Source organism: Paenibacillus sp. LPE1-1-1.1, from assembly GCF_040676435.1.
Taxonomy (GTDB): domain Bacteria; phylum Bacillota; class Bacilli; order Paenibacillales; family Paenibacillaceae; genus Pristimantibacillus.
Window position 1 is genome coordinate 816419 of record NZ_JBEGHY010000034.1, and the last position, 17041, is coordinate 833459.

Genomic DNA, 17041 nt, shown 5'->3' on the forward strand with positions numbered 1-17041 from the left:
TTACCAGCTATTGGCGAAACCATTCACCATAAGAGAAAGTTATAATGATAGCTAAGCTATCATGAAGCAAAGGAGCATGTTTGTGAAAAGCATTCAAACCCGCTTATTAATCATGCTGCTTCTTTTTATCATCCTTCCGTATTTTCTATCCGTGCTGTTGATCTATTGGCAGACGAAAGAGAATGTGGAACGGCATGAGCTTGAGAACAGCAGCGAACAAATGCAGCAGGCGTCGGAAGAACTGGAGCAATATTTGGATGACATCGTTAATCTTCCGTATATCTTATACCGAAATCCGGACTTGTTCCGGGTTTTTGAACAGGGCTTTGACCGGTCCCACTATTTCAACCAGCTTGAAATTTATAAAGGCACGACCACCTTTTATCTGATGCGGAGCGAGATTCGGCAGGTCCGGTTCTATATCGACGAAGGCAACAGCTCGTTTACCGTATACAATACGTTGTTAAGCTCCCGGAAGCGTAAGCCGGATTTTATGAAGCAAGCTTCGATGCAGAAGCTCGTAAACGCGGACCAGAACTATCTGATCGAACCGCCTCATCGGATCGAGAATTATAACAATACATCGAGCTTGCCCCAATCGGATAAAACGGTTGTATTGACGATTCATCACAAAATCATGGATACACTGTCGAATGAATTTCTTGGTGTCATTACGATCGACATTGATTTGAGCAAAATCACTCGTTTAGCGAATCCTTTTCTGCAAAAAAATACAGAAACCGTATGGCTTTCCGATGCGAATGGGCAAGTCATCTATGCAAGCGAGGAAGCGCTGATCGGCAAGGCCGTTCCGGCCGAATTACAAAAGAGAATCGATTCGTCGGCGGAAGCCGAAGGCGCACATTCTTCAGACGGTGATATTGTCTTTTCCAGAACGCTGGATGAACCGATAAAGGATTGGCATTTTGTGAAGATCACCTCAAGCCAGTCTTTATTTGAAAATGTAAGAAAAACCGCCTACACGAACATCATCGTTGGTGTCATTGTCGTCGTCCTTGGTTTGTTAATGATCGCTATTATTTCATACAAAATTACGCGCCCCATCAAGCTGCTAAGCCGAAAAGTGCTGAGCATTGAAGGCGGGAATATGCATGCCCCGTTTGACGATCAGAGGGAGGACGAAATCGGCAGCCTGGAGAGGCATATCAAGGAAATGATGAACCGGATCAACCGTCACATCGACCGGGAGTACAAGCTGGAGATCGAGAACAGGAAGAACCAGCACAGGGCGCTAAAGTCCCAGATCAATCCGCATTTTCTATTCAACTCCCTGCAATCGATTGCGGCGGTGGCCCTATTCTCAGAATCTCCAAAAGTATATAAACTGATTACCTCCTTATCCAAAATGATGCGGTACTCCATTCGCGTGGATCAACAGGCGACGGTTCGGAGTGAAGCGGATTATGTCAAAGCGTATTTGAACCTGCAAGAGGAACGTTTTCAAACCGATTTCAGTTATTCCATCGATTTGCCGAAGGCCATTCTTGCGGTTCCGGTTCCGAGTATGATTTTGCAGCCGCTCGTTGAAAACTTTTTTAAACACTGTTATGACGAGGGCTGCGAGCAAGCCTTCTTGCGAATTTTCGGTGAAATACGAGGTGATGATATGAATCTAGTCGTCGAAAATAACGGAACCAGCATGACGGATGATGAGTTGACGGCATTAAAAAACCAAATTTATGCGCCGGTGAACGAAGGAAGCTATTCACTAGAGCATATCGGGCTGAAGAACATACATGATCGCTTGGTTCTTCATTATGATCGCACAGCCGGAATAGAACTGGATACGCTGCAGGGACAAGGTTTCTCGGTGAGGCTGGTGATCCCACTCTACTTTAAGGAGGACTGACGTGATGAAAGCTCTTATTGTGGATGATGAGTCCAATGTTCGAAAAATGATTCGTTTTTTGGGTCAGTGGGAAAAACACGGGATTACCGATATTTTGGAAGCCAAAAACGGTGTAGAAGCTAAAGCGCTGATTGAACGGGAATGTCCGGAAATCATCATGACAGACGTGAAAATGCCCAAAAATAGCGGGATTGAGCTGATCGAATGGTTGGATGCGATCGCCTACCCGGGAAAAGTCATTATGATTTCTGGGTTTGACGACTATATGTTCATGCGCAAAGCGTTCAAGCACGGCTGCTTTGATTATTTGATGAAGCCGATCGAAGAAGATGCACTGAATGAAACCTTGGCGGGAGCGATACAAGCCTGGGAAAAAGGCGAGGAAGAACGCCGTCATTCGGAATCGGGTTTCTATGAAGAGGTCAAGCAGTTTCGGTTAAACCGAGAGATTACCTCTGCATGCAAAGGTGAGCTTTTTGAATCCGAAGAAATTGCCTTATCTCTGCCGCAAGCGGATGCGTACGAGGTTACGATGATGTATTTTTACCAAACCCACCACGCGGGTCCCTATCTTCAGCTTTTGTCCAATGAACTGGTTGCCCGGGAGTGGGGAAATGTCTATGCCTTGCAGAACGACCCTAATGTCGGCGTGATTCTGTCTGTTCACGGCCAGCTCTTCAAGGTAGAGGATTGGATGACCCAGCATTTTGATATTCCCGTTCGTCTGGTTAGCGGTACGCCAATCGAATCGTTGGAAGAGCTTCCTCAAGCTTTTCAAGCTGCACAGAAGGCAATGGCCGAACAAAAGTTCAGAGCGATCCATCGTTTGGCGGATTTGGATGATGCGAGGCGCATGCATGACATTGTCGCGTTTGTAGAGGAGCATTATATGGAAGAGCTGAGCTTGGACAAGCTGTCTTCCCGATTTTTCTTAAGCCGTGAGCATATCTCAAGACGCTTTAAGCAAGAAATGGGGATGACTCTGTCCAGCTACGTCATGCAATTGCGAATTAATCAGGCCAAACAGTGGTTAAGCGAAACGGATGAGAAGATGTATTCGATTGCGCTAAAGCTTGGGTACCAGGATGAGAACTACTTCTCGAGGCTGTTTAAGAAAAACGTCGGCATGACGCCGCTTGAATATCGGAATGATGGAGACAATCAGCGAATAACGAATGCGGAGCAGCTTCATTAAGGTTGTTCAGAGAAAAGGGGGGAGATCATGAAAATCAAGGTTTTCCAATGGATGTTAGCGGTGCTGCTGACTTTATCGCTTGCTGCTTGCGGAGAGAATAATCCGTTGCCCCTGGAAAAGGATACTGAGCCTGAGGATCAGACCATCACGTTGGAGGTGCTGAATCCGAAGGTAGAAATCTCCACGCAGTTCGAGCAAATGGCAAGGGAATATGAGAAAGAAAACCCGAACGTCAAACTGAATGTGCTGACCTTTGGCGGCGGCGCAAATTACCTGGTCGAATTGAAAGCGAGATTTGCGGCAAACAAAGGCCCAGATATTTTCCCAAACGGCGGCTATGAAGAAGCGGTCATGTGGAAAAGGTACCTCGAGGATCTGTCTGATCAACCTTGGGTGAAGGATGTCTATGATGCGGCGCTTGAGCCAATGAAGCTGGATGGGAAAGTATACGGGATGCCTATCAATTTTGAAGGTTATGGCTTTATTTATAATAAGGATTTATTCGCTAAGGCTGGAATCGATACGCCGCCAAAAACGTTTACCGGATTAAAGACAGCGGCAGAGAAGCTGCATGCCGCAGGAACTACCCCATTTGCAGTCGGCTATTCGGATAGCTGGTTTTTCGTCCTGCTGCTCAATATTGCTTTCGCCCAGCAGGAGGACCCGGACGCTTTTATACAAGGCTTAAACGAAGGGACGGAAACCTTCGTAGGCAACCAAAAGTTCGAAGACCTTATTCGGATGCTGGATTTGACGGTTCAATACGGCAATAAAGATTATCTGACGACAGACTATAATACGGAAGTGGAGCTGTTTGCCACAGGGAAAGCGGCGATCCTGAAGCAAGGAAACTGGGTACAATCCAAGATTGATCAAATCACGCCGGATATGAACATCGGTTTTTTACCCATGGCGATTAATGATGAAGCCGGAAACGATGCCTTGCCGATAGGCGTATCCAACAACTGGGCCGTAAATAAAGCATCTTCGCCGGAGAAAAAGAAGGAAGCAAAGAAATTTTTAAACTGGATGGTTTCTTCGGACAAAGGTAAAACGTTTATGAAGGAGCAATTCCAGTTTATTTCCGCTTTTAAACCTATCGAAACAGACCGTTCGGGAGCGCTCGTGAACGATATTATTCGCTACAGCGATGAGAATAAAACGTTGTCCTGGAATTGGTTCAAGTTCCCTCCGCGGGTGAGAGAGGAGTTTGGCTATACCATGCAGGCTTATGTAGGCAACCAGTTTAGCCGCGAACAGCTGCTGCAGGAGCTCCAGAAGTTATGGGAACAGTCGGAGCAACCGTAGATGGATCAATATAAGCCCGTAGATCCATCAATGTACAACATGTCCGCAGCGATGCGTCTTGATTAAAATAAGGGTAGCACAGAACAAGGGGGGAGAGAGGTAGACCACTATCAGAGATGTACATCTGATTTTGAGAAAACCAAATACAAACCATAGAAGGAGTCAGATTATGAATTTCAAAAGAATGATAAAACAAGCAACAGCAGTAACCTTTACAGCCGTATTACTTGCAGGGGGCGGAACGCAGGCATTCGCCAATGAGAAAAACAGCAGCGATTTTAATGATAGCTATGGTTTTTCCCATATCACACGCGCTGACATGTTGAAATTGCCGGAACAGCAGAACAATGAACAATTCAAAGTGCCTGCGTTCGATGCTTCCACCATCAAGAACATTCCTTCCGCTGTCAAGTACGATGAGAATGGCAACAAAATCGAAATGGATGTTTGGGATACTTGGCCGCTGCAAAATGCCGATGGAACCGTGGCAAACTATAACGGCTACCAAATCGTGTTTGGTTTGGCGGGAGACCCCAAAAGAGGATCGGACACGTTTATTTATTTGTTCTATAAAAAAGCAGGAGATACATCTCTGAGCAGCTGGAAGAATGCCGGCCGGGTATTTAAAGATAGCGACAAGCTCGTACCGAATGATGCGGTTCTAAACAATCAAGCCGAAGAATGGTCGGGTTCCGCAACGATGACTTCCGATGGCAAAGTCCGCTTGTTCTATACGAACCGTCACCCTTGGGATCCGGCTCGCGGCTTTTACGGGAAGCAAACCCTAACTACGGCTCAAATCAATGTGTCTCAGCCAAATGGCGATACGCTGAACGTCGATGGCGTGGAAGATTTCAAATCGATCTATGACGGCAACGAAGGCAAGCTTTATCAAACCGTTGATACCACTGGTTTCAGCAAGGGCGATTACAACGATAATCATACCCTAAGAGATCCTCACTATGTGGAGGAGAATGGCCGTAAATACCTTATTTTTGAAGCGAACACCGGCTCGGAAACGGGTTACCAAGGAGAAGAATCCTTCTTTAATAAAGCATACTATGGCGGAAACACGGCGTTCTTCCAAGCGGAGAAAAACAAGCTGCTGCAAAGCCCGAACAAATCGTATATGGAAGTTGCGAATGGCGCACTCGGTATCATTGAATTAAATGATGATTACACGTTCAAAAAAGAAATGAAGCCGCTGATCGCATCCAATACCGTAACCGATGAGATTGAACGCGCTAACGTATTTGAGCTCAATGGCAAATGGTATTTGTTCACAAGCTCAAGAGGATCGAAAATGTTCATTGATGGCATCGATAAAGAAGACATTTACATGCTGGGTTACGTTTCGAATGATTTGGACGGACCGTACAAGCCGTTGAATGACACTGGACTTGTCCTTCATCAAGATCTTAATCCTTATGATGTTACTTGGTCTTATGCTCACTTTGCGATTCCGCAAGTCGAAGGCAATAATGTGGTCATCACAAGCTACATGACGAATAGAGGTTACTTTGAAGATCATCATTCTACTTTTGCCCCAAGCTTCTTGATGAACATTAAAGGCTCTAAGACCTCGGTTGTGAAAAATAGCATCCTTGAACAAGGTCAATTAACGATTAACAAATAACCTGTCTCTTAACTAACAAAGATAGAAAATGCCAATTTAAAATTGGCATTTTCTTTTTTTTTTTATTGAAATAGGGATTAGCAGCTTAAAGAGGAGGTATCCACTTGAACAAAAATAAGACAGTAGCAATTGGAATCGTTGTTGCATTCATCATAGGTATGAGCTGTTTGATCATGATAGTCTCAGCGGTATATGACTTAGGAAAGAACAAGATGGTTGAACCGACGATCGATTCGATTCCTAAGCCGTCCTATCGGGCTGCCTATCATTTCACCGTACCCGACAAGTGGAAAAACGACCCGCAGAAACCGATTTTTTTGGATGGGAAATATCATTACTATTATCTTTATAATCGTGATTATCCAGATGGAAACGGCACGGAATGGCGGCATGCCACCTCAACGGATTTGGTGCATTGGCAGGATGAAGGAGTGGCCATTCCTAAATATACGAACAAAAACGGCGATCCATGGTCGGGATCCGTCGTTGTGGATGATAGAAATACGGCTGGTTTCGGAAAAGGGGCACTTGTGGCGATTGTAACCCAGCCCTCTGCGGAAGGCGGGAAGCAGGAGCAATATATGTGGTACAGTACGGACAAAGGCGAAACGTTTAAGTCCTACAGCGACGATCCGGTTATGCCAAATCCGGGCACGGCCAATTTTCGAGATCCGAAAGTGATCTGGGATGACCAAGCGCATAAATGGGTGATGGCCATGGCGGAAGGAACGAAAATAGGATTTTACGAGTCCGACAATCTAAAAGATTGGCGCTATACGAGCGGTTTCTTCACGGAAAATATCGGCATTGTGGAATGCCCCGATCTTTATATGATGCGGGCGGATGACGGCAGTTTGAAATGGATTCTAGGCGCCAGCGCAAATGGTAAATCGATTGGAAAACCAAACACCTACGCTTACTGGACGGGCAGCTTTAACGGTAAGGAGTTCGCCCCGGATCACAAGGAACCGCAGTGGTTGGATTATGGCTTCGATTGGTATGGCGCCGTAACGTTCGAAGACGGTAAGGATAGAGAAAAATACAATTTTCGTTATGCTTTGGCCTGGATGAACAATTGGGATTACCCGCACAATACGCCAACACTGAAGGAAGGCTTTAACGGAATGGACTCCATTGTGCGTCAGATTCAATTACAACATGCAGGGAATGGTACGTATCATCTGGTTTCGCAGCCCATTGAAGCATTGAACCAATGGACAAGCAAGGCGGATACCTTTCAACAAATCAAAGTGAATGGCTCTTCAACGCTTCCGGTAACAGGCGATACGTACCAGCTTGACGCCGATATGTCTTGGACAGAGAGCAAAAATATCGGATTAAGGCTTCGTGAATCTGCAGATAAAACCCGTCATGTCGATGTCGGTATTTTTGTAGATGGCCAATACGCATACGTCAATCGAGCTTTTACAGGGCAGCCCGACACGAGTAGAAGATATCTCGAAAGCAAAGCGCCATTTGATGTGAAGAAGAAAAAGGTTCACTTAAAGATTCTGATAGATAAAACAAGCATCGAAGTGTTTATCGATGACGGCCAAGTCGCTTTTTCCAATGTGGTTTTCCCGGAAATGGACGATAAAGCGATTAGCCTTTTTTCGGAAGGCGGCACCGCGCTTTTTGAAAATGTAGTCATCCAGCACTTTAACAAAGATTAGACTAGCAAATTGCACCCCTCCTATCCATTATCATACCTGCGAATACAAATGTTGCCATCGTTCGACGTATGAGGAATAATAGGGGATGAAGGGGGGGATGGGCATGAGAATGGCTTTTACGGTCGATGTGGAGGATTGGTTTTGCAGCCCCGATTTGTCGCTCTCGGAATGGGAGGGACATGAAATAAGGCTGGAGAAGCCGGTCCATCAAATCCTGGATTTATTGGACGAAAATGCGGCGACGGGCACTTTTTTTGCGCTAGGCTGGATTGCGGAGAGACGGCCCGATTTAATTAAAGAAATACACCGCAGAGGCCATGAAATCGCATCGCACGGCTATTCCCATCGCTTGGTCTATCAGCAGTCCCCTCAAGAGTTCAAGCAAGATATCCGAATGTCCAAGGACATTTTAGAAAATATATTAGGCTCCGAAGTATATGGTTATCGCGCCCCGTGTTTTTCCATGACGGATTGGGGGCTCGATCTTTTAATAGAAGAAGGTTTTACTTATGATTCCAGCCTCATTCCGAATACCTTCAACAAGCTGTACGCCAAGTTTGATTTACCGGCGTCTGACGCGATTCCTTTCAAAATAAGGGACGGCCTATGGGAGGTTCCTCTGCCGGTATATCGCGTAAGCGGGGTCAATGTTCCTTGGGGCGGCGGAGGTTATTTTCGCATTTATCCTTATCGACTTTTCAGCTTGGGGGCAAGAAGCATCTTAAGAAAACGGGGCTCGTTCGTTTTTTATATCCATCCCTATGATTTGGATCCTCATCAGCCTCGTATTTTCAACACATCGAAGCTGAATAGTATTAGAAGATATTCTGGTTTAGATGCTGCGTATGACAAGTTGAAAGCGCTTTTGGCCGATTATAGCTGCATGTCGATCAGCAGGTATTGCCCTCAGATCGGGGGGAAGGCGCAGAATGAGCGTAAAATCAGAAATTATTCTTGACCGGGATTTGCTGGCTGGCGCCGCGTATTATTTTGGCAGAGAAAATGGCTTGAACAGAAGGGATAGGAATAGGGATAGGAATAGGAATAGGAATAGGAATCAACCGCCAGAAGCAGTCAAGGCAGCGTTGATTTCCAAAGGCGTGCTGTCCAGCGATTTAAAGCTTTTGGATAAAGAGTTCGGGTATGCCTGCTACGAGCATCATAGGCAGAGGTATGAGCCGGACTCCTTCGATCTTCTTCTGCAAAAAGAGGCCGGCGGCCGCAAAAAGATTCTGGATCTATGCTGCGGTGCGGGAGCAACGGTATTCTCCTTGCTCGGCAGCAAGCCGGAGATAATCTATGGCTTCGATACCAACGCCAATCAGATCGAGCTGCTGGAAGCGCTCCTACTGGAACGAAGCAATCGTAGTAGCAGGGTTGTTGTGAAGACAGCGGATGCACATCGGATTCCGCTCGCGGATGATTTCGATGAGCTGCTGCTAGAACAGAACAATCGAAGCAGCACGGTTGTAGTGAAGACAGCGGATGCGCACCGGATTCCGCTCGCGGATGCTTCCGTTGATTTTGTTGTATGCAGAGCGGCGCTGCAATATTTGAATACGGAACAAGCTTTAGCAGAAATGTACCGGGTGCTTTCCCCAGGAGGGAAGGTATTTTTGCTCGTTCATGGCTCAGGCTACATAGGAAATTACCTTTTTGCTAGAAAAGGGATTTTCAGCAAAAAAGCGCTCCAGTTTGTCAGGAATAAGCTGCTCCGTCCGCCAACCGCCGACCCTTCGTTTCTTCGCTCGCAAGCGAACTTTTTCAGGAAAAAGAAGCTGATGAAGCTGCTGGAAGCGCAAGGCTTTCAGGCCGCACGGCTGCATACCTTCGCCGATTCGATGACGCTCGGGCTGCTCCCTGTTTATTTCGCGGTGACGGCGGAGCGCTGAGGTATGGGGAAAGAGCAGCGCTGCTCTTTCTCACAAAATAGGAGCTGCACTGCTATATACTTCTTCTCAATAGAATGCGCGCGCTGCTCGGTATGCTTCTTCTCACAAATATGGAGCTGCCATATTCAAATCTAGCCAGATTTAGATGGAATTTTTCCAGTTAAATGGACCGAGCCCGTTCGATCTTTAAAATTAGATGGAATTTCTCACGTTAATTCCCCGGTTTATCCGATAATGGCGTTGATTCCTGAATTTAGCGGGAGAAATTCCAGCTATTTGATCAAACTCGGCTGATTCAGCTATTTTAGATGGAGAAATTCCATCTATTTATATGAAACGCCAGTTTGGCGAGAAAAGGCGAAATACAGCTCTTCCAGCGTTTTTTGGCTACACATCCAGCAAAATAGGCTTTATACTAGCATCAACTAGACAAATCGAACGAGAGGTGACAAAGGATGGCTTACATGGTTCCCGAGGCGATACGGACGAGTGCGGCTGCGGGCGAGCGAATGCTGTTTCGTACGTTGAAGGCTTATTTAGCGGATGACTACGTGGTGTATTACGAACCGGAAATCGAAGGGAGCCGGCCTGATTTTGTCATTATTGGACCCGACTTGGGGCTTGTAGTTCTCGAAGTGAAGGACTATACCCCGACGGCGTTGTTTCAAATTGATCATGACGAATGGCAGCTGTATACGTCAGCGGGACGGTTGGAGGCTGTGGAAAATCCGTATAAGCAAGCGAGGGGCATCGCGCGTCATGTGGCGAACCACCTCAAGAAAGATCCGCAGCTCCTCCAGCAGGGAGGCCGTCTTCCAAATGGGCTGAAATTCCCATGCGGCTTCGGCACCGTCTTTACGCGAATGAAGCAGGAGGATTTCGAGAAGCACAACCTGTACGAAGTCATATCCCCGCAGTTTGTGCTTTGCCGCGATGAGATGGATCCGGAGGATGAAGGATTTTCGGCCGATCAGTTGATCGAAAAAATCCATGGCATGTTCGCGGTATGGAACCGCAGCAGGTATCTGTTAACGCCGGAGGATATACAGTCGATTCGTGATCATCTATTCCCTGAGGTGCGTATCGGAGCAGAATTCCGCCAGCATACAAATGAACAGGATCAGCTCCTGCTGTCGCTGCATGCGATTAAGGCTGCGGATTTGCATCCGGAAAATATAGCAAGGCAGCTCGGAGAGCAGCTGCGTATCATTCGCGGTGCTGCCGGCAGCGAGAAAACGGTTGTCCTTGCCAGCCGCGCCAAAATGCTAGCCAAGCAAAATCCGGATTGGAAAATTCTTCTCCTGAGCCATGGCCATTCCTTAGCGATAAGCCTTCGGCACATGATGGATGAATTAATGGACGAGCCGGAGGATCTTTTTGATTGGATCATGCTGGAGGAGCAAAAGGATAACAAGATCCGGGAGCATAACGTTGCGGTTTATCATTTTCATGAGTGGTTGGCGAAGGTGTTGAATGCCAGGGAAACGGATATTCCCGGGCTCATTGCGAAGCTGGAGAAGAAGGAGGCAATCCTGCCAGCCTACGATGCGATTCTCATCGACAAGGGTCAGGAATTTGACGCGGAGTGGCTGAGGCTGCTGAACCATATGCTCAGTCCAAGCATGCAGAATCAAGCGCAGGATTCCAAGGATCGCTCTCGCATTCTATCTATTAATTACCGCAATACGGCACAAATCGTGCAGTTTGCCTGGAACTTTTATCAGCAGCATTCGCAGCTTCAGAACAAAGTGCAGGAGGGCTCGATCGACGGCGTCGCAATCATCCCTCCTCAGAGCACGCGGCGAAAAGGGCCGGAGCCGGCGATTTTGCGCTGCGGCAGCTTCCAAGAAGAGCTCGCGGCAGTCGTGAAACGGATCCAATACCTGCATGACGAGAAAAAGGTTCCGTACGCTGAAATGGCTATTTTGCATCGCGTGAAAAATAATTATCATCTATCCTATATCGATATGATCCGTAAGGAGCTTAAACGGCAAGGCCTCCCGTTTAACGGGATAACGGAAGATACCGAATCAACGGCGCTCTCCGAACGCGCCAGCGATGCAATCCGAATATCGACCGTAGAAGGCGCAAGGGATCTGGATTTTCGCGCAGTATTCCTAGTCAACACGGAGAATATGCCATACTCGTTGGAAGAGACCGAAGCGCGTGAAGTGTCTCTTTTCTACATGGCGCTCACTCGCGCACTGGATTGGCTGTTTATTTCCTACAGCGGCAGCTCGAAGTTTACCCTGTACCTGGACGAGATCCAGCAGCAGCGAAAGGAAAAAAAGCATACCGTGAAGAAGATGGGTTGATTTCAAGCGCTGCTAGGCTCTAAAGCTATAAACCCGAGGTGACGCTGCATGAAGATAGAATCAATGAATAGGCGTTCCAGCATAGCGTTCGAATTAGTGGAATCGCAGCAGGATCTTATCCCCGGCATTTGTTTCTCGATTACGATAAGCGATAACGAATACAGCGGGGCGAATCCGCAGGTGTGGGTAGAGGCTCGAGATTTAAAGGCCTTTATTTCTGCCATTAAGAAAATAAATCTAGAGCGTCAAGGATCAGCGACGCTTATAGGCATGAGCCCTCAGGAATTTGAACTCACGATTCAGAGCGTGAACCGAAAAGGGGATTTCGTGCTAGACTATTCGTTGTCCAAGCATGTCTATCTCGACTATTCATCAACGAAGCGTACCGTTTCTGGAGCTTTTGTTATAAACCCGTCAGATCTGGAGAGGATCGCGAAATCCTTTTCCGCACTCGTCTCCATTTAGGCTCTGCAGCATCGGCTGCAGGGTTCTTTTTTTTCCTGCGGTTGACAAAAATGCTCCTTCCCTTTAAATTGAATATTAATTCATTAATATGCATAAATATACAATCGAGGTGAAACGATGAACCATTTAATATCATTAAAAGAATACGATGCGGATACGCTTCAATCCATCATAGAGCAGGGAATCGCGGTGAAGAACAGCCCGGAACGCTTTTACCATGCAGCCGAGCGAAAAGGACTGCTCATGCTTTTTCATCCGTCATCAATGGCTGCTGCGAAAAATACCATCCGTGCCAGGCGTTAGCGGACCTCATGACGATTTACGAGGTTGCTGGGGCGTTTAAGGGAATGACGCTCACGTATGTCGGCATCCATAACAATGTAGCCAACTCCTTGGTTGCGGGCTGCATGACGCTGGGAGTTAAGCTTCTATTGGTTACGCCGATTATTAATCCCCCTTCCTGGGATGAGGAGCTCATGCAGCAGGCATATCGAAGCGGACTCATAGAGAAGGCAGACAGCCTAACAGAAGCGGCGGCGCGATCGGATTTTGTCTACACGGACACTTGGATCGATATGGAGTTTTACCATGACGACCACTATCAAGAAGAGAAAAACCGGCGGTTAGAGAAGATGCTGCCCTTTCAATTGAATCGCAATAACCTCGCGGGACATACGCCCTATATTATGCATGATATGCCTATTCATCCCGGCTTTGAGATCGAAGCGGAGCTTGTGGAATCGGAGCGCTCCATTATTTATCAGCAGGCGGAGAACCGGATGCATGTTCAAAAAGCTTTGCTGCTTCATTTGCTTACCTAGAGTTTAACCTGTCCACTGCTAATGCGAGGCGAGTTTGCAGCCATGTGCTCACTGATGTAAACAAGAGGTAGCCCATGTGGTTACCTCTTGTTCGCGTTGCCCAACCACACTCGCTCCGAATGGTGTATCGCATCATAATCTGCGGCATGTCGGTTACGCAGCGTTTAATATAGCTTGCAAATGGGTAAATACGAACAAACAAAGCGAGATCGAAGTGAACGGTGCTTCTAGAAGGCGGTGAAAGTATTGGAAACGAAAATCAAAGCAGGCATTATCGGAACCGGTTTTATCGGACCCGCGCATCTCGAGGCTGTACGCAGGCTTGAATTCGTAGAAGTCATTGCTGTGGCCCGGCGAGGCCAAGAACGTGCTGACAAAAAAGCGGAGGAGCTTGGCGTGCCGCTTGCCTACGGCGATTATAGGGAAATGCTCCGTAATCCGGACATTGATGTCATACACAACTGCACGCCGAATCATTTGCATGTTCAGATTAACCGTGAAATTATCGAGGCCGGCAAGCATGTGCTGTCGGAGAAGCCTCTGGCAATGTCGAGCGACGAATCAAGAGAATTGCTGGCATTGGCACGCAAGCATGGCATCGTGCACGGCGTTAATTTTAACTATCGCCAGTTTCCGATGATGAAGCAGCTGTCGGAGATGGTAAAGCAGAATGAACTCGGCAGGATCAACATGGTGCATGGCAGTTATCTTCAGGATTGGCTGCTTTACGAAACGGATTACAATTGGCGGTTGGAGGATAAGACCGGCGGCCGTTCGCGGGCTGTCGCGGATATCGGATCGCATTGGTGCGATACTGTCCAATATGTGACGGGCAAGAAGATCTCGCAAGTGTTCGCCGATTTATGGACCGTCCATCCCAATCGGAAAAAGCCCGTATCCCATTCGGATACATTCAGCGGAAGCGATGAGGATCAGGCAGACGGGGAGTACGAGGACATTCCTATCCATACGGAGGATTATGCATCGGTGCTTATCCGTTTCGATGATGGCAGCAAGGGAGCCTTTACGGTTTCTCAAGTCAGTGCCGGCCGGAAGAACGCGCTTAGCTTTGAATTGAACGGCACCTGCAAGTCCGCCTATTGGAAGCAGGAAGAGCCGGCCAAGCTGTGGATTGGCCACCGCGATCGCTCGAATGAGGTACTGATGGCCGATCCGGCTTTGTTTCTCAAAAAAGCGAGACCATCAATTCATCATCCGGGCGGGCATACGGAAGGGTGGCCGGATTCGGTGAAAAATATGATGCTGAAATATTACACCTTCATACGGGAAGGCAAAGATCCTCTCAAGGATAAGGCGAATTTCGCGACCTTCGAAGACGGGCATGTATCCATGTGCATAATGGAAGCAATCCTAAAGAGCCATAAAGAAGAGCGGTGGATTCAAGTCCAACAGTAAATGCAGTTAATAAAAAAAAGAGCTCTCTTGTCCATTCCGGACAGGAAAGCTCTTTTTTGCGCTTACGGCGTATCGCCGGCAGCTATGATTTGGTGTATGCGCGCCATCGTATCGTTAAAATCAACGCCGTCATGATTCCAAACGATTTCATCGGCATGCTGCGTATAGGCGCTGCTTAATTCCACCTGCTCCGCTTTTTGGATTCGGTTTACCGTTTCTTCCGTCAGGCTTCCTCTAAGCGTGAGCCTTCTCGTGATCGTTTCGATGTCAGCGCCTATGTATACGGCAACGGTCCCGCTGTACAACTGCTTGAGGGCGAGCACGCCGGCCAAATCCAGAACAATATGGGCCTTGCCGTCGTGACGCAGCACTTCTTCGATGCTGGATTTTAACGTGCCGTAATAGTTCCCATTGTATTGGGTCCACTCGATAAACGATCCGGCTTCCAGTTCATGCTCGAATTGCGCGGCCGTCATGAAAATATAATGGACCCCATTTTCCTCATGCGGCCTCGGGGACCTTGTCGTAGCGGTAATGATTTTTGGATAGCCGCTGTTTGCCAGCTCTTTTTGAATTTCGGACTTTCCTGACGCGGACGGTCCATAAAATGCGAATATATTTCCCAAGGCGCTAGCTCTCCTTTATTATCTCTTCAATATCTACTTACAATAATGACCCTATATTGCTAAAATGGCTCTAAAAGAATTCAGCTGGGAGCGAGCCTATGATTCTGACTAATCATCCTTTTAATCCATTCTATAATGAAAAAGATATCGAGCGGCATATCAATACGGAAAACGCGAAGCAGCGGGTTTCGATTCGGGATGACTTCGAGCGCGATTTCGGCAGGGTCATCCATTCGGCGGCGTTTCGCCGTTTGCAATCCAAGACGCAGGTAATCGGCATCAACGAAGGGGATTTTCATCGGACGCGCCTTACCCATTCCCTTGAAGTATCTCAAATTGCCAGAGGAATTGCCACAACGTTAAATGAAAAAAACATGATCTTTAAAGAGAGCGAGAGCAAAATAGATATCTCCCTTATTGAAGCTGCCGCTTTGGCCCATGATCTCGGCCATCCGCCGTTTGGGCATCAAGGCGAGCGCGCGTTGAACAAATGCATGAGAGCCTTTGATCTTAATTTTGAAGGGAATGCGCATACGTTTCGGCTTTTGACCAGCAGAGAGGAGGACAGGGAAGCGGGACTTGATCTAACTAGGGCTTCTTTATTGTCCATTCTCAAATATCCGGCCAGCATGAAGCGGGTAAATAATCCGGCTGTGACGGGCAAACCGCCCAAAAGCAGCATTTTTGAAGAGGATGAGCCGGTGTTTGAATGGGTGCTTGAAGCTTTTTCGCCCGAGGAGAAAGCCTATTTCATACAAATATCCGAGCCGCAGGACGGAAAGCACAAGAAAACGCTGAATAAAACCTTTGAATGCTCCATTATTGAGCTGGCAGACGATATCGCCTATGCAACCTATGATTTGGAGGATGCCTTTAAGCTGAATTTGATCAAAAGGGATGAACTATGTGAGGTGGTCGAACGGCATCAATCGATTTCATCGGAACGTATTGCCGAGTCGCTGCGGATTTTCTTGGACAAAGCCAGCGATAAAAACAAGCAGACGAAACGTTTTTTCGCTGATTTAGTATCCGGTTTCATCCATGAAATCACGATAAAGGATGCGCAGCCGGGTTTCTCTTCTAATAGACTGCGATATAGGGCGGTCATCGCCGAGGAAGCGATGCAGCTGCTGGAGGATTTGAAAACCCTCGTCGTGGATCATGTCATTTTCTCGCAAAAGGTACAAACCTTCGAATGGCGCGGAGGCAAAATGATCGAGAAGCTGTTCGATGCGATGCTGAATGATAAAAATCTGCTGCCGGAAGATGAGAAGGGAAGCTGGAGTAAAACCTCGGACGAGCGGAATGCACGGTTAGTTTGCGATTACATAGCCGGCATGACAGATACTTATGCGCTGAAAATGTATTCGCGTTTGTTTGAAGCGGCCGGCGGCCGGCTTTTCGATATCTAGCTTCGCGGAGATATTCCTCTATTATGTGTTCTTATGGAATAGAAGCTTCAAATGGTGAAGCTTCTATGTTGTATCAGCAGTAATATAGGGATTTTAAAACTTTTATTATTTAATTTTAAAAAACACTTGCATTACTAGTCTTGTCCATGGTATATTCTTATTCCGGCCAAGAAACACACCGGAACGAAAGAAAAAAGATTGCTCTTTGAAAACTGAACAACGAGTAATAACTGCCCTTACGATCCTAACGGATCGTTAGAAAAGCGATAAAAAGTAATGAGCATTTCAAACACCAATTTGGAGAGTTTGATCCTGGCTCAGGACGAACGCTGGCGGCGTGCCTAATACATGCAAGTCGAGCGGATCTTGTCCTTCGGGACAAGGTTAGCGGCGGACGGGTGAGTAACACGTG

14 protein-coding genes and 1 rRNA gene are annotated in these 17041 nt (G+C 47.2%); 14 read left to right on the forward strand and 1 reads right to left on the reverse strand.

Annotated features, from left to right (window positions below):
* Positions 1-76 precede the first annotated feature (76 nt).
* The 12 genes from MRBLPE1_RS26660 (at position 77) to MRBLPE1_RS26715 (ending at position 14591) form a co-directional block, all read left to right on the forward strand.
* Positions 77-1870, forward strand: a complete 1794-nt coding sequence (locus MRBLPE1_RS26660) for a cache domain-containing sensor histidine kinase (protein ID WP_414698922.1) — start codon at positions 77-79, stop codon at positions 1868-1870.
* Between the two features lie 4 nt (positions 1871-1874).
* Positions 1875-3065, forward strand: a complete 1191-nt coding sequence (locus MRBLPE1_RS26665; protein WP_364151439.1) for a helix-turn-helix domain-containing protein — start codon at positions 1875-1877, stop codon at positions 3063-3065.
* A gap of 27 nt (positions 3066-3092) precedes the next feature.
* A complete protein-coding gene (locus tag MRBLPE1_RS26670; RefSeq protein ID WP_364151441.1) occupies positions 3093-4373 on the forward strand; it encodes an ABC transporter substrate-binding protein in 1281 nt (426 codons plus the stop codon).
* 169 nt (positions 4374-4542) lie between these two features.
* On the forward strand, positions 4543-6009 hold the full coding sequence (locus tag MRBLPE1_RS26675) for a glycoside hydrolase family 68 protein (RefSeq protein WP_364151444.1): 1467 nt from the start codon (positions 4543-4545) through the stop codon (positions 6007-6009).
* Positions 6010-6182: 173 nt separating this feature from the next.
* Positions 6183-7682: a glycoside hydrolase family 32 protein gene (locus MRBLPE1_RS26680; RefSeq protein ID WP_364151553.1), complete on the forward strand. Its 1500-nt coding sequence runs from the start codon at positions 6183-6185 to the stop codon at positions 7680-7682.
* Between the two features lie 103 nt (positions 7683-7785).
* The gene (locus MRBLPE1_RS26685) at positions 7786-8640 is read left to right on the forward strand and encodes a polysaccharide deacetylase family protein (RefSeq protein ID WP_364151447.1); all 855 of its coding nucleotides are present in this window, start codon (positions 7786-7788) and stop codon (positions 8638-8640) included.
* Positions 8612-9574, forward strand: a complete 963-nt coding sequence (locus MRBLPE1_RS26690; protein ID WP_364151450.1) for a class I SAM-dependent methyltransferase — start codon at positions 8612-8614, stop codon at positions 9572-9574. Before MRBLPE1_RS26685 ends, MRBLPE1_RS26690 begins: the two co-directional genes overlap by 29 nt.
* A 455-nt stretch (positions 9575-10029) precedes the next feature.
* Positions 10030-11889 carry a 3'-5' exonuclease gene (locus MRBLPE1_RS26695; RefSeq protein WP_364151453.1) on the forward strand — a complete coding sequence of 620 codons (1860 nt, stop codon included), beginning with the start codon at positions 10030-10032 and terminating at the stop codon, positions 11887-11889.
* 48 nt (positions 11890-11937) lie between these two features.
* A complete protein-coding gene (locus MRBLPE1_RS26700; protein ID WP_364151456.1) occupies positions 11938-12354 on the forward strand; it encodes a WapI family immunity protein in 417 nt (138 codons plus the stop codon).
* Between the two features lie 117 nt (positions 12355-12471).
* Entirely contained in the window at positions 12472-12657 is a 186-nt protein-coding gene (locus tag MRBLPE1_RS26705; protein WP_364151459.1) for a hypothetical protein, read from the forward strand.
* Complete coding sequence (locus MRBLPE1_RS26710) at positions 12615-13175, forward strand: hypothetical protein (RefSeq protein WP_364151555.1); 561 nt, start codon at positions 12615-12617, stop codon at positions 13173-13175. The genes MRBLPE1_RS26705 and MRBLPE1_RS26710 overlap by 43 nt, the downstream gene beginning before the upstream one ends.
* Positions 13176-13421: 246 nt before the next feature.
* Positions 13422-14591, forward strand: a complete 1170-nt coding sequence (locus MRBLPE1_RS26715; protein ID WP_364151462.1) for a Gfo/Idh/MocA family protein — start codon at positions 13422-13424, stop codon at positions 14589-14591.
* Positions 14592-14653: 62 nt separating this feature from the next.
* Here the strand turns inward: MRBLPE1_RS26715 and MRBLPE1_RS26720 are convergent, their stop codons facing one another.
* Positions 14654-15217, reverse strand: coding sequence for a guanylate kinase (locus MRBLPE1_RS26720; RefSeq protein ID WP_364151465.1), 564 nt, complete (start codon positions 15215-15217; stop codon positions 14654-14656).
* Between the two features lie 98 nt (positions 15218-15315).
* On the opposite strand from MRBLPE1_RS26720, the gene MRBLPE1_RS26725 reads away from it, so the two are divergent.
* Positions 15316-16629: an anti-phage deoxyguanosine triphosphatase gene (locus MRBLPE1_RS26725; protein ID WP_364151467.1), complete on the forward strand. Its 1314-nt coding sequence runs from the start codon at positions 15316-15318 to the stop codon at positions 16627-16629.
* A gap of 294 nt (positions 16630-16923) precedes the next feature.
* Positions 16924-17041: ribosomal RNA gene (locus tag MRBLPE1_RS26730) — 16S ribosomal RNA — on the forward strand; the annotation flags it as partial.